Source organism: Aeromonas sp. S11(2024) (assembly GCF_041402345.1).
Lineage (GTDB): Bacteria > Pseudomonadota > Gammaproteobacteria > Enterobacterales > Aeromonadaceae > Aeromonas > Aeromonas veronii.
This window is the reverse complement of sequence record NZ_JBGLRC010000045.1, coordinates 1-14,055: the sequence shown is the minus strand read 5'-3', so window position 1 is coordinate 14,055 and position 14,055 is coordinate 1. Positions and strand designations below refer to the sequence as shown.

General features: G+C 61.3%; 13 protein-coding genes. 11 read left to right on the top strand and 2 right to left on the bottom strand.

The genetic code is table 11. The features are described from left to right. Nucleotides 1-187 precede the first annotated feature (187 nt). From ACB040_RS20330 to ACB040_RS20320, 3 genes are all read left to right on the top strand, one after another. Nucleotides 188-943, top strand: coding sequence for a substrate-binding periplasmic protein (locus ACB040_RS20330; RefSeq protein ID WP_371156267.1), 756 nt, complete (start codon nucleotides 188-190; stop codon nucleotides 941-943). A gap of 374 nt (nucleotides 944-1,317) precedes the next feature. Then, nucleotides 1,318-2,661, top strand: a complete 1,344-nt coding sequence (locus ACB040_RS20325; protein ID WP_005337916.1) for an anaerobic C4-dicarboxylate transporter — start codon at nucleotides 1,318-1,320, stop codon at nucleotides 2,659-2,661. A gap of 174 nt (nucleotides 2,662-2,835) precedes the next feature. Further along, nucleotides 2,836-3,492: a hypothetical protein gene (locus ACB040_RS20320; RefSeq protein ID WP_371156265.1), complete on the top strand. Its 657-nt coding sequence runs from the start codon at nucleotides 2,836-2,838 to the stop codon at nucleotides 3,490-3,492. Nucleotides 3,493-3,633: 141 nt separating this feature from the next. Here the strand turns inward: ACB040_RS20320 and ACB040_RS20315 are convergent, their stop codons facing one another. Beyond that, nucleotides 3,634-4,773, bottom strand: coding sequence for a M20 family metallopeptidase (locus ACB040_RS20315; RefSeq protein ID WP_371156263.1), 1,140 nt, complete (start codon nucleotides 4,771-4,773; stop codon nucleotides 3,634-3,636). 134 nt (nucleotides 4,774-4,907) lie between these two features. Then, on the bottom strand, nucleotides 4,908-6,284 hold the full coding sequence (dcuC, locus tag ACB040_RS20310; protein WP_128836092.1) for a C4-dicarboxylate transporter DcuC: 1,377 nt from the start codon (nucleotides 6,282-6,284) through the stop codon (nucleotides 4,908-4,910). Nucleotides 6,285-6,569: 285 nt separating this feature from the next. Between dcuC and ACB040_RS20305 the strand changes: the two genes are divergently transcribed. The 8 genes from ACB040_RS20305 (at nucleotide 6,570) to ACB040_RS20270 (ending at nucleotide 13,922) form a co-directional block, all read left to right on the top strand. After that, the gene (locus tag ACB040_RS20305) at nucleotides 6,570-6,884 is read left to right on the top strand and encodes a hypothetical protein (RefSeq protein WP_005337929.1); all 315 of its coding nucleotides are present in this window, start codon (nucleotides 6,570-6,572) and stop codon (nucleotides 6,882-6,884) included. A gap of 315 nt (nucleotides 6,885-7,199) precedes the next feature. Further along, on the top strand, nucleotides 7,200-7,550 hold the full coding sequence (locus ACB040_RS20300) for an ArsC family reductase (RefSeq protein WP_338771757.1): 351 nt from the start codon (nucleotides 7,200-7,202) through the stop codon (nucleotides 7,548-7,550). Between the two features lie 19 nt (nucleotides 7,551-7,569). Then, complete coding sequence (gene dapE / locus ACB040_RS20295) at nucleotides 7,570-8,697, top strand: succinyl-diaminopimelate desuccinylase (RefSeq protein WP_113738787.1); 1,128 nt, start codon at nucleotides 7,570-7,572, stop codon at nucleotides 8,695-8,697. Next, nucleotides 8,694-9,383 (top strand): M15 family metallopeptidase, encoded by a 690-nt coding sequence (locus tag ACB040_RS20290; RefSeq protein WP_371156260.1) that lies wholly within the window; start codon nucleotides 8,694-8,696, stop codon nucleotides 9,381-9,383. The genes dapE and ACB040_RS20290 overlap by 4 nt, the downstream gene beginning before the upstream one ends. Beyond that, on the top strand, nucleotides 9,380-9,526 hold the full coding sequence (locus tag ACB040_RS20285; protein WP_005337933.1) for a hypothetical protein: 147 nt from the start codon (nucleotides 9,380-9,382) through the stop codon (nucleotides 9,524-9,526). The genes ACB040_RS20290 and ACB040_RS20285 overlap by 4 nt, the downstream gene beginning before the upstream one ends. A gap of 280 nt (nucleotides 9,527-9,806) precedes the next feature. Continuing rightward, nucleotides 9,807-11,534, top strand: coding sequence for a potassium/proton antiporter (locus ACB040_RS20280; RefSeq protein ID WP_338771762.1), 1,728 nt, complete (start codon nucleotides 9,807-9,809; stop codon nucleotides 11,532-11,534). Nucleotides 11,535-11,577: 43 nt separating this feature from the next. Continuing rightward, nucleotides 11,578-12,681, top strand: coding sequence for a beta-N-acetylglucosaminidase domain-containing protein (locus ACB040_RS20275; protein ID WP_338771764.1), 1,104 nt, complete (start codon nucleotides 11,578-11,580; stop codon nucleotides 12,679-12,681). Between the two features lie 32 nt (nucleotides 12,682-12,713). Then, nucleotides 12,714-13,922 carry a cation:proton antiporter gene (locus ACB040_RS20270; protein WP_338771767.1) on the top strand — a complete coding sequence of 403 codons (1,209 nt, stop codon included), beginning with the start codon at nucleotides 12,714-12,716 and terminating at the stop codon, nucleotides 13,920-13,922. Nucleotides 13,923-14,055: the final 133 nt, after the last annotated feature.

The following is a 14,055-nucleotide window of genomic DNA, read 5'->3' as shown; positions in this document are numbered from 1 at the left end:
GGAAGTCGAGAGCATGGGCGATACGCATAAAAAATCCGAAACCAATCAACAGGTTTCGGATTTTCACACAACAGAAGGATCGGTCAATGGATCCTTAACTGATCGGCATTAACCTGCGGGTCGGCTTTTTTATTGTCACCGTTATGGGTGATACTCAGGATCAACCGGCACAAGGAACTCGTCGCCTATGGGATATCGCCTGCTGCTTTCGCTACTGCTGTCCTGCATGCCTGTTCAACTGTGGGCCGAGCCCGTTCGTCTGACCACCCTGGAGTGGCCACCCTACACCAGCCAGAGCCTGCCCGATGGCGGCCTCACCGGTCATATCGTCAAACGTGCCTTTGCCGAAGCGGGACTGGAGGTGACGTTCGACTTCTACCCCTGGCAGCGGGCGGTACGGCTGGCGGCCGACCCGACCCAGCCTTATAGCGGCTATTTTCCCGAGTACCTCTCCGACACCCTGCCCACCCTGTGGCGCAGCTCCGCCAGCGTGGGCGACAGCGTGCTGGGTATGGCGCAGCGCTCAGGCCCCCCCATCCCCTGGCAGCAGCTCACGGATCTCGCCCCCTACCGGATCGGCGTGGTGGAGGGATACGTCAACACCCGTGAATTCGATGCCCTGATGGCCAGCAAGCGCCTCAACACTGCCGCCGTCGATTCCGACCTGCTCAACCTGCGCAAATTGCAGCGCGATCGGCTCGATCTGGCGGTGGTCGATCGGGATGTCTTTCACTGGCTCATCAACCATGATCGCAAGCTGAGCAGCGCCGGATTGCAATTTCACCCGAAGATCCTCGAACACAAGAGCCTGCACATCATGTTTCGCCCCGATCAGCAGGCGTTGCAGCAACGGGTGGCGCAGGCCATTGCCAGATTGGATATTGCCAAGCTGAGCGAGGATTATCAGCGCCGCTATCTGCAGCAAGCCCCTGCGGCCAAGTGAGCCAACCCGCTGAAGTCAGCCCTTGCTGGCAAAAATAGCCTGAGCGCTGGCTTTTTCACCCTCTTCTGCCGCAATCGAGCCCTTTTTATGCCCCTCCCCTGCAGCCCTGCTGCCACTCTGTGCAGCCACCATGACCACCCGATGGCTTGGCCCCGAGTGATACCACTTGGTGACAAAAATAATGTTTTTGTTAGTACGTGGTTTTTAAGTGGTTTAATCAAAAATTCATCGAGTTATTGAAGTAACTCAATTTTTTCACTTTTTCAGGGGAGCAGAATAGCAACTAACCCTTTTGGGCTAAATAAAACAGACAATGACAATTCATGGTTCAGGCTACCCGCGGCAATATGGGTTGAATCACACGAGGTAACGGAATGATCTTGATGGAATTTTTGGTGGTACTCGGCTGCTTGCTGCTGGGTACCCGCTTTGGGGGCATGGGACTCGGTCTCATCAGTGGTATCGGTCTCTTCCTGCTGACCTTCGTCTTCGGCCTGGTGCCGGGTGAACCGCCTGTTCAGGTAATGCTGACCATTCTGGCGGTGATCGGCTGTGCCGCTACCCTGCAGACTGCCGGTGGCCTCAACCTGATGATGCAGGTAGCCGAGCGTCTGCTGCGCCGTCACCCGCAATACATCACTATCCTGGCGCCGCTCACGACCTGGACCCTCACCTTCCTGTGCGGTACCGGCCACGTGGTCTACACCATGTTCCCCATCATCGCTGACATCGCGCTGCAGAAGAACATCCGTCCCGAGCGCCCGATGGCTGTCGCCTCCGTTGCCTCCCAGATGGCCATCTGCGCCTCCCCGGTCTCCGTTGCCGTGGTCTCCATGGTCTCCATTCTGGCGGCCGGTCACGGTATCGGTCAGGCTTACGGCCTGCTCGACATCCTGATGATCGCCATCCCCTCCTCCCTGACCGGTGTCATCGTGGCGGCCCTGTGGAGCCTGCGTCGCGGCAAGGATCTGGACAAGGACGAAGAGTTCCAGGCCAAGATCAAAGACCCGGAGCAGCGCGCCTTCATCTACGGCGGTGGTGAAACTCTGCTCAACACCAAGTTCCCGAAAGAGGCCTACTGGTCTACCTGGATCTTCTTCGCCGCCATCGCTGCCGTGGTATTGCTCGGTGCCAACGAAGGTCTGCGTCCGGTGTTCACCATCAAGGACAAGACCGGCCCGCTCTCCATGAACCTGGTGATCCAGATGATGATGCTGATCGCCGGTGCCATCATCCTGATGCGCTGCAAGGTCAAGCCGGGCGAGATCGCCAACGGTGCCGTCTTCAAGGCGGGTATGGTCGCCATCTTCTCCGTATTCGGGGTTGCCTGGATGAGTGAGACCTTCTTCCAGGCTCACATGCCGCTGCTCAAAGAGACTCTGGCCCATGTGGTACAGGCCCAGCCCTGGACCTACGCCCTGGTGCTGTTCCTCATCTCCAAGCTGGTAAACAGCCAGGCCGCAGCCCTGACCGCCATCGCCCCCATGGGTCTGGCGCTGGGTGTCGAACCCAAGCTGCTGATCGCCTTCCTGCCGGCCAGCTACGGCTACTTCGTGCTGCCGACCTACCCGAGCGATCTGGCCTGTATCGGTTTCGACCGCTCCGGCACCACCCGCATCGGCAAGTTCATCATCAACCACAGCTTCATCATTCCGGGGCTGATCGGGGTGGTGACCTCCTGCTCGCTGGGCTTTATCCTCACCAGCATCCTGCTTTAATCGCAGTCGCGTTTACCACGCTATTGCAATACAGGCCCCCGCTTCGGGGGCCTGCTTTTTTCCCCGCTCCGTTACCTCAACCATTTCCCCGCCGCCATTTCCGGACACAATACCTTTACCTCTGCCCCCGCCGCTGGGTAGCATGCCCCCTCGTTCACCACCGGAATCTCATCCATGTCTCGCGTCATCCTGCTCTGGAGCGGTGGCAAAGATGCCATGCTGGCCCTCTGTCATGCCCGTCAAGCGGGACATCAGGTGGTGGCACTGGCCACCTTTGCGCCGCCAGAGCCCCGATTTCTCGCTCACCCCTTGCCGCTGGTGCGCCGTCAGGCGGAAGCCCTCGGGCTGACCCATCTGCTGGTCACCATCGAAGCGCCGTTCGAGCAGAGCTATGAGACGGCGCTGAGCCACTTGCAGCAGGAGTGGAACATCGACGGGGTAGTGACCGGCGATATCGACAGCGTGGGGGGCGCACCAAACTGGATCCGAGAACGCTGCCACCCGCTGGGGCTTACCGTCCACACCCCGCTCTGGCAGCAACCTCGTCAAGCCTTGCTGGCGGATATGCTGGCGCGTGGCATCGTCGCCCACCTCTCCTGCGTCGATACCCGGATACTGGCCCCCGAGTGGACTGGACGCACCCTCGATGCCGCCACCCTCTGCGAGCTACAACAACTGGCCGAGTGCGAGGGCTTCGATGCCTGCGGCGAGCAGGGGGAGTACCACACCATGGTGACTGACGGCCCGGGCTTTGCCGCCCCGCTGCGCCTCGATGGCTGGCAGGTAGCACGGCAGGATCATCTGGCCTATCTGGCTGAGCCACAGGGGTAACGGCCTCAAGCCATCTGGCGCGCTCGTTCAGGGACGCGCGAAAAATCGAGATAAAAAAACGGGAGGCAGCAGCCTCCCGTTTGGATTTGAACGGACCAGTTTTGAGCGGGCCATGACGACCCGAACAAGGGATAAACCAGCTTATTTCGCCAGCTTGCCCAGCACCCGTTGCAGCAGGCGGATGCGCGGCTCGATGCTATCGAGCAGCAGGAATTCCGCCTCCGAGTGGAAACCGCCCCCCATGGGGCCGAAGCCATCCAGCGACGGCACGCCCGCCGCTGCGGTAAAGTTGGCATCCGAGCCGCCACCGGCCTCCAGCCAGTTGAAGGTGATCCCCTCCTCTTTCGCAGCCGCCTCCACCAGCGCCATCACGGCCTCGGTGTCACCACTCGGGCGCATCGCCGGCTTGAAGGTCTGGCGATCCACCTCGACCCGACAACCCGCGAGGAAGGGATTGTTGGCCATAAAGGTGAGCCGATCGTGTACCGCAGCGGCCTCTTCGTTGCTCCAGAAGCGCAGATCGACGATCGCCTCGGCAAAGTCCGGCACCACGTTGACACCGGTGCCGCCCTGTACCACGCCGACGTTCATGGTGGTGCCCGTGGTCATGTTGACCTGCTCGTTGATGGCCAGCACCCAGTGAGCGAGTTCGGTGATAGCAGAGACACCTTCGGTCAGGGCCGAACCGGCGTGGGAGGCCTTGCCGTGGAAGGTGATGCGGTACTTGGCATTGCCCTTGCGGGCGCTGATGAGATCCCCGTTGGGACGAGCCGCCTCGGCCACCAGCACGCAGCCGCTCTGTTTGGCCTTCTCCACCAGCCAATCTTTCGACCAGGGGGAGCCAATCTCTTCGTCGCAGTTGTAGCAGACCAGCACCTTGAGCTTGGCAAGCAATGCCGGATCTATCTCTTTGAGGGTATACCAGATAGAGAGCAGGCCGCTCTTCATGTCCGACACACCGGGACCAAAGGCTTGATTGCCTTCGATTTTCAGCGGGCGCTTGGCCGCCGTCCCCTCGGGGAAGACGGTATCCATGTGGCCGCACAGCATCACGTCGTAGTGATCGGCACCCGGCGCATTGGTGATCTCGAGGCAGGGGCCGCACTCGGCAGCAAACTGGTGGCGAGTCACCTGCCAGCCGATAGTCTCATATTTCTCGGTCATGATGTCGGCCACTTTCGCCACCCCAGCCGGGGTGCGAGTACCGCAATCGAGGTTGATGAGCGGGGCCAGATCGGCCAGATAGCTATCGAGGGAAAACGGGCTCTTTACAACTGTCATTATCTTCTCCATGCAACAATCAGCGTTGATGGCCGATCGTCTATTGCAACAATGCGACACAGTGAGAAAAAGGCGGGCAGCCATGCCACCCGCCCGACCGGTAAATTCCAAACACCACTACATAACCCACATCACTACATGAACAGCAGATAGTTGAGGGTCAGCGCCGTCAGCAGCGCCCCCGCCATCGGCACGCTGGTGCGTTTGACCACGGTAAAGGGCGATACCTTGGCAATCCCCGCACAGGCGATCAGTACCGCTGCGATGGGAGAGACGGTGCGGCCGATACTGGAAGCGAGCTGCATCGGCAGCAGCATGGTCACCGCAGGTACGCCAAACTTGGCCGCCACCGCCGGTGCCAGGGTCGAGAAGCTGAGGAACGCCGCGTTGCCGGAGCCCATGATGACCGCCGCTACCATGATCAGCGCCACCATCACCAGGGTCATCAGACCGCTGCCGATACCGGCATTGCTGGCAGAGTGCAGCAGGGTGTCGATGGCACCGATGGCCTTGAGGGATTCGGCAAACAGCTCGGCACAGACGATGAGCGCCACCACGGGGCCAAACACCTTGCCCATGCCGTCGAGGAAGCTCGATAGCCCGGCAAAAGCGGTACGCACCGAGCGACTACGCAGCAGCTCGCACAGCATGCCGATAAAGACAGACAGCAGCATGGCCACCTCCACGCTCATCTTGATGTCGCTCACCAGCAGCTTGGAGAAGGTCATCATCAGCACGAAGGGGATGATCGGCAGCAAGGCATACCAGGTAGGCGCCTGCACGCTCTCGGTGCCCTGCTCGTCCAGCTCGGCGTGATCGCCGCGATGCAGCGCAGGATCCCAGCCATCCTTGCGATCGCAGTGACGCTGCCAGAAGAAGTGCAGCACCATGGTCACCAGCAGCATGGGGGCCACCAGCCAGATCTGGTAGTCAACAAAATAGCTGGTCGGATCCATGCCGGACTGACCGGCGGAGAAGATGGCGTTGGTCTGGGTCGGGCCAATTTCAAACGCCTGTGAGGTGGCGATGACACCACAGGCGGAGGCCGGGCTGATGCCGAGATTGCGCATCACCGGATACATGGTGACCATCAACAGCAGGCCAAGGCCGGTGGCGGAGGTGACGAACAGGGAGACAAAGACCGCCACCAGATAACAGATGGAGAGCATCAGGTAGCTGGACTGGATGCCCGCCACCGGCTTGACCGCCACCCGCACCAGCGCCTGGGAGGCCCCGATATGGGACATGTAGGTGGCAAAACCCGCCACCGCCATGATGGTGAGGCCGAGTCCCGCCGCGCGGTAGGAGAAGATCCCCTTGAACACTTCGAACAGGTCGAACAGGGCAAAGCCGGTGCTCTTGTCAGCGGGGAGAATCGGGTGCAGCCCCAACCAGTAGGCCACCGCAAAAATGGCCATGCCCGCCAGCGCCAGCACCGCCTGCGGGTTGTAATCCTTGATGATGCCGTAGACCACGGCGACCAGAACGAGCAAGACGAATAAAAGTTCCAATATTCACTCCTGATAAATTTATCGAAGAGCGAAATCTAGTGATCTGACCACTGTTTGCCTTTGATCCCTATCAATAAAGGTGCCGTCACCCTGATTCATTAGCATAATATGTCGACCATGTAACAATTTTTCGTTATTTCAACTGCCAGAAAACCTTTATCACCCCATATCCGGGAATTGTGTGACGCGACTCCCCTCTTTTTTGCGTTGGATCAACATATGACGGCGCCGAACTGGCGAAGATGCGCTTCGACATATAGCGACCATTTCGCGCCGGAGAGAGTTATGACAAGCCAAGCCACCGCAGGTGCTTCGACCTGCGACTACAAGCTGTGGGACATCCTCGTCGAGTCTGCAAAGGAACGCACTACCATTCGTTACTCCAAACTGGCCAAGCAGGCCGGACTGGAGCAGTGCCAGGATGAACTGCGCACCCTGCTGCAACGCATCCGCATGTACTGCACCGAAAACAACCTGCCGATCCTCTCCGCCATCGTGGTGGACGACGTGGGCAAATACACTGGCCTCTCTTCCAGCCTGCCTGATGCACCCTGGGAACGGGCCCGGGTCTTTGACCATGAGTGGACCACCCTGCACTGATTGAGGTGCTTGATGATGCCGACCAAAACGCGCCCACTGGCGCGTTTTGGCTATCTGGCGTTTGCCCCCTTCTCTTTTCTACTGCAATAGCGGCTTTTCTCCGCAATCACCGCCCCATCGGGCACGCCCGCCGCACTGCTTCTGATCTTGATCTCAAAATCGCCGTTCAGGTGTGACCAGTCCCGGTAAAACCCGCGAGCCGGACCATCGGCGTTGCCATGGGATTGCCACAATGCCAGAATCGGGCCCTTGCACTGCGTTGATTCGGATTTTCGGGCACGGCCACGGCCAGCGCCCACAAGAGAAGGACTCCCCATGGCCATCACCCTCTATGGCATCAAGAACTGCGACACCATCAAGAAAGCCCGCAAGTGGCTGGATGAGGCCGGTATCGACTACCGCTTTCACGACCACCGCACCGACGGCCTGAACCCGGACGATCTGGACAGCTGGCTGGCAAAACTCGGCTGGGAAGCCCTGCTCAACAGCCGCGGCACCACCTTCCGCGCCCTGCCGGATGAGGCCAAACAGGGACTCGATACCGCCAAGGCGCGCACCCTGCTGCTGGAACATCCGGCCATGATCAAGCGCCCGCTGCTGGACCGTGACGGCGAACTGACTCTGGGTTTCAAGGCTGATCACTACCAATCCCTCTTCTCCCGTTAAGGACAACTAAGGACAACTGATGTCGGATGTCATCGCACTGGCCAAGGATCTGATCCGCCGCCCCTCCGTTACCCCCCTCGATGAAGGGTGTCAGACCCTGATGGCGGAGCGCCTCGCCAGGATCGGGTTCGTTATCGAGCCCATGGTGTTTGAGGACACCACCAATCTCTGGGCCCGTCGTGGCAGCGAGGGGCCACTGTTCTGCTTCGCCGGCCACACCGACGTGGTGCCCGCCGGGCCGCTGGACAAATGGCACACCCCGCCGTTCGAGCCGACCATCAAGGATGGCGTGCTCTATGGGCGCGGCGCCGCCGACATGAAGGGCTCGCTGGCTGCCATGGTGGTGGCGGTCGAGCGCTTCGTGGCCGAGCATCCGGATCACACCGGGTCCATCGCCTTTCTCATCACCTCCGATGAAGAGGGGCCCTTTATCAATGGCACCACCCGGGTGATCGATACCCTGGAGGCCCGCAACGAGAAGATCCGCTGGTGCATCGTCGGTGAACCCTCCTCCACCGCCGTGGTTGGGGATGTGGTGAAGAACGGCCGCCGCGGCTCCATCACCGGCGATCTGCTGGTGCGCGGGGTGCAGGGCCATGTCGCCTATCCCCATCTGGCTGACAATCCCATTCACAAAGCCGCGCCAGCGCTGGCGGAACTCGCCGCCACCGTGTGGGATGAGGGCAACGCCTACTTCCCCCCCACCAGCTTCCAGATCGCCAACATCTCGGCCGGCACCGGCGCCTCCAACGTCATTCCGGGCGAGCTGCAGGTCCAGTTCAACTTCCGCTTCAGCACCGAACTGACCGACATGGATATCCGCGAGCGAGTCGAAGCGCTGCTGGATAAACATGGCCTCGATTATCAGCTGAGCTGGACCCTCTCCGGCCAGCCGTTCCTCACCGACACCGGCGCGCTGCTCGATGCGGCCGTGGCGGCCATCGAGGCGGTGAACGGTCAGCGACCGGCCCTGCTCACCACCGGCGGCACCTCCGACGGGCGCTTTATCGCCCCCACCGGCGCCGAGGTGATTGAGCTCGGTCCCGTCAACGCCACCATTCACAAGGTGAACGAGTGCGTGAAGGCGGACGATCTGGATCTGCTGGCGGACATGTACCAAGGGGTGCTCGAGAGATTGCTGGCATGACGCAGGAACAACTGCTGGGGCTCGACGAGAGTCACCTAATTCTGGTGGGGCGCGGCCCTCATCGTCTGACCGCCGCCACCGCGGCGGCCTTCAACGACATGCAGGTGGCGGCCGCCTATGAGGGGTTCAACCTGCAGGCGGCCTCCAGCTGGCGCAGCTTCGAGCGCCAGCTCGCCATCTGGAATGGCAAGTGGCGCGGCGAACGGCCACTGCTCGATGCCAGCAGCCAGCCCATCGATGCCCTGCAACTAAGCGAGGTGGAGCGGCTGCACGCCATCCTGCGCTGGAGCGCCCTGCCCGGCACCAGCCGTCACCACTGGGGGACCGATCTCGATATCTACGACCCGGACTGTTTGCCTGCCGATACCAAACTGGCACTGGAGCCGTGGGAGTATGAAGCCGGGGGCTGGTTTGCGGATCTCAGCGAGTGGCTCAGCGACCATATGAGCGACTTCGGCTTCTTCCTCCCTTATGCCAAACCGGTCGGTGCAGGCAGCGGCGTCGCCTACGAGCCCTGGCATATCAGCTTCTCGCTGGAGTCCGACGAGCAGCGGCTCGATCCCGCGGCACTGGCGCTTTGTCTGCAACAGGCGGATATTGAAGGCAAGTCGACCATATTGGCCAATCTTGATGAAATTTTGGCCCGTTATGTCACCACCTGTCCTGACGAAAGGAAAATCCCATGAATCTCTGGCTGTGGATAGGGTTGCCGCTGCTGTTCCTGCTCGGGCTGTTTCTCAATGCCATCAAAGACATGAAACGGCTGGAGAAGCAGTTGCCCAACTACAAGGACAAGATCCGCGAAGTGAAGGATGACGAGGACGACTGAATCCCGCCCCCATCCCGTGGGGAGCGCCCTTGTGCTCCCCTCTCCCTCTGCTGTGCCGTTTCGCTTTTCCCCGCCCTCTCCTCCCTGCGCATCCTGAAATCGACGCGCCTTTGACTCCGCTTTCGTTAACCCCGTCACTGTCAGAATATGGCGCGGCCATGCTGAAAAAAGGGATGAAAAATGTAAGAAAGTGCAAATTGATGCACAAATAAGCCACACAAGGGGGGCCTAACTGCATATAATGTGCCTACTTTGCACATTACCAGGAAGGAGTTCGCCCTTGGATGCCGCTACCATCAACAGTTTCTTTTTTGTCGCTGCCCTGTTGGTGGGAGCCAGCGTACTGTTGAGCGCCCTCTCTTCCCGCCTCGGTATTCCCATTCTGGTTATCTTCCTCGCCGTCGGCATGCTGGCGGGTGAGGATGGCCCCGGTGGCATCCACTTCGCTGACTACTCCATCGCCTATCTGGTGGGCAACCTGGCGCTTGCCATCATTCTGCTCGACGGCGGCATGCGTACCCGGGTCTCCTCGTTCCGGGTGGCGCTCTGGCCTGCCCTGTCGCTGGCGACGATCGGTGTGGCCATCACCACCGGCCTGACGGGTCTCGCCGCTGCCTGGCTGTTTGACCTCAACCTGATGCAGGGGATGCTGATCGGCGCCATCGTCGGCTCCACCGATGCGGCGGCGGTCTTCTCCCTGCTCGGTGGGCGCAGCCTCAACGAGCGGGTGAGCGCGACGCTGGAGATAGAGTCAGGCAGCAACGACCCCATGGCGGTGTTTCTTACCGTCACCCTGATCGAGGTGCTCGCCACCGCCCAGCAAGGGCTGGATGGGGGCTTCCTGCTGCTGCAACTGGTCAAGCAGTTTGGACTTGGTGCCGGGATTGGCCTTGGCGGCGGCTGGTTGCTGTGGCGCCTCATCAACACAGCCCGCCTGGCGCCGGGGCTCTATCCACTGCTCACCGTCAGCGGCGGCCTGCTGATCTTCGCCCTCACCACGGCGGTCGGTGGCAGCGGCATTCTCGCCATCTATCTCACCGGTCTGTTGCTCGGCAACCTCGCCCTGCGCAGTCGCAGCACCACATTGTCGGTGCTGGACGGTCTGACCTGGCTCAGCCAAATCGGCATGTTTCTGGTGCTGGGGCTGCTCGCCTCCCCCCACAAGCTGCTGCCCATCGCCCTGCCCGCGCTGGCGCTGGCGATGTGGATGATCCTGTTTGCCCGCCCGGTGTCGGTCTGGATTGGGCTGCTGCCGTTCAAGAACTTCGCCCCCCGCGAGCGCTGGTTTATCTCCTGGGTCGGCCTGCGCGGCGCCGTGCCCATCATTCTGGCGGTGTTCCCCATGATGGCGGGGCTGCCCAACGCCCAGCTCTACTTCAACGTCGCCTTCTTCGTGGTGCTGGTTTCGCTGATTTTGCAGGGCAGCTCGCTGCCGCTGGCCTCAAAACTGGCGCGGGTGGAGGTACCGGCACCGCCGTCGCCCATCAACCGCTCCGGGCTCGAGATCGATCTCGACAGCCAGTGGGAGACCTTCGTCTACCAGCTGGGGGAGGAGAAGTGGTGCATCGGCTCGCCACTGCGGGATCTGCAGATGCCCGCCGGAACCCGGATCTGCGCCCTGTTTCGCGGCCGCGAGCTGCTCCACCCCTCGGGTAGTACCTGTCTGCAGGCCGATGACATCCTCTGCGTGATCGGTCACGAACGTGACCTCCCCGCCCTCGGCCAGCTGTTCAGTCAGGCGCCGGAACAGGATCTCGGCCCCCGCTTCTTCGGTGACTTCCTGCTGGAAGCAGCCGCGCGGCTGGTGGATCTCGCCCCCCTCTACGGGCTGGATGTGAGCGAGGTGGCGGATCAGACACTGGGTGATTTTATTGCCAGCCAGTTGGGCGATAATCTGGTGGTCGGTGACAACATCGAATGGCAGGGCCTGATCTGGACCGTGGCCGAAATGGACGAGAGCGTGCCGAGCAAGATCGGGGTGCGCTTTCAGGAAGAGGACCCGGTCTGACCGACCGTCCCGTATCAAGTCCCCAGCAAGAAGGGAGAGAGTTATGCCATATCAAAGTTTGCTGTCCGGCCCCCTGCCCCCCGCTGCCAATCTGGGGGTGATTGAAGGCTTTTTTGGCAAGGGATGGAGCTGGCAGGCCCGCGCCCGCTGCGCCCAGTGGCTGCCACGCCACGGCTACGGTTTCTATATCTACGCCCCGAAAGAGGATGGCTATCTGCGCAAGCACTGGGCCCTCCCCTGGCCCGAGCAGCAGCTGGCGGATCTCGCCGAACTGGCGCGCCAGTGCCGCGCCAACGGGCTCGCCTTCGGGGTGGGCTTGAGCCCCATGGGGGCGCATCACGACTACGATCGCAAGCGCCCGGCACTGCTTGAAAAAGTGCGCCTCATCGACGAGATGCTGCAGCCTGACATTCTGGCAGTGCTGTTTGACGACATGAAGGGGGATACCCCGGACCTGGCCCGTCACCAGCTCACCATCGCCCACGACATAGCGGCCCACAGCAAGGCAAGCCGCCTCATCTTCTGCCCCAGCTACTACTCGACCGATCCGGTACTGGAGAAGGTGTTTGGTGCCATGCCTCCCCGCTATCTGGAGGAGCTTGGCGAACAGCTCGACCGCCGCTTCGAGATCTTCTGGACCGGCCCCAAGGTCTGCTCCAGCGAATATCCAGCCAGTCACCTCAAGCAGGTGACCGAACTGCTCGGCCGCAAGCCCTTCCTGTGGGACAACTACCCGGTTAACGATGGCAGCAAGGCGAGCAGCTACCTGCATCTGCGCGCCTTCGAGAATCGCCCTGCCGAGCTGGCAGAGCTGGTCTCTGGCCACGCGGTCAACCCGATGAAACAGGCAGCACTGTCCGCCCTGCCCCTCGCTACCCTGCCGATGAGTTACCGGCTCGGCAAGCAGTACGACCCCGACAAGGCGCTGCATGCCGCCCTCAACGCCACCTGCGGCCCGCAGATCTCGGCGATGATCGAGGCCGACCTGCCGCTGTTTCAGGATCTGGGGCTGGCACAGCTCACCCCCGAGCAGATTGCCGCCCTCAAGGCGCGCTATCTGCCGTTTCGTGACCAATCCTGCGTAGACGAAATCGTGCGCTGGCTGGACGGGGAGTATGTGTTCGACCCCGACTGCCTGACCGATTAAACCACCCCTGCGGGGGGCAGAAAGGAGGTTGTATGGATGCACACCTGCTTTACCAGAATCTGGCGGTGATCGCCGCCTTCTTGCTGGTCTACAGCCTGATCGCGGGGCGCTTCGAGTCAAAACTGGTCAACGGCCCCCTGCTATTTCTGCTGACCGGCTGGCTACTGGGACCCGGTGGGCTGGAGCTGCTCTCCCTCTCTATCGACAGCGCCGGCATCAAGCTGCTGGCCGAGCTGACGCTGGTCATCGTGCTGTTCAACGATGCCGCCAACACCAACTGGCAGATATTGCTGGCCAACCGCCAGCTCCCCATCCGGCTGCTGCTGATTGGCCTGCCCCTCACCCTGCTTTGTGGCGCCCTGTTTGGCCACTGGATCTTCCCCGACTTGCCACTGCTGGAGATGGCGATCCTCTCCACCATTCTTGCCCCCACCGATGCAGCGCTCGGCAAAGCGGTGGTGAGCAACCCCGCGGTGCCTGCACCGGTGCGCGAAGGGCTCAATCAGGAGAGCGGCCTCAACGACGGCATCTGCGTACCGGTGCTGCTTCTGCTGCTGGCCCTTATCGCCCCCACCGAGCAACACGCAGGCACCGCCACGCTGGCCATCACCCTGATGCTGGAGGAGATCGGCATTGGCCTGCTGGTCGCCTTTGTGCTGACCAGCCTCACCATCCGGCTGTTGAAAATCTCCTATCTCAATGGCTGGCAACTGCCACTCTGGCGTCAGCTCACCATGCCGGGCCTAGCCCTGCTCTGCTTTGCGCTGGCCCAGACTCTGGGGGGCAGTGGCTTTATTGCCGCCTTTGTCGGCGGCCTCTTTATCGGCCACCGCCTCGGCGAACACAAGCACGCCTATATGGACAGCTGCGAAGGCTACGGCGACCTGCTCTCCGTGGTGATCTGGATGGTGTTTGGCGCGACCCTGATGCCCATTCTGCCGGAGCTGCTGCACTGGCAATACTGGCTCTATGCCATTGCCAGCCTCACCCTGCTGCGGATGGTGCCGGTTTGGCTGAGCCTCATCGGTACCGGCCTCAAGCCGGAGCTCAAGCTCTTTATCGGCTGGTTCGGGCCGCGGGGCCTTGCCAGCATCGTCTTTGCGGTGATGGTTCTGCAAAACGAGCCAGCCCTGATTGGCCAGCGCCCCATCATCGCCACCGTGCTCTGCACTATCATATTGAGCGTCATCCTGCACGGCCTCACCGCCAACCCCTGGGTCGAGCGTTTCAAACCTCGCTGAGCCACCCGGCGCCCATAAAAAAGGCTCTGTCCCAATTACGTGTTGAAAGGCTAATCTTGAAGTAGGCCATCACCTTGAGGTCTACCAACATGGATACCCCAGCCTTTCAACACCTGTTGTCCCTTTTTCCCCA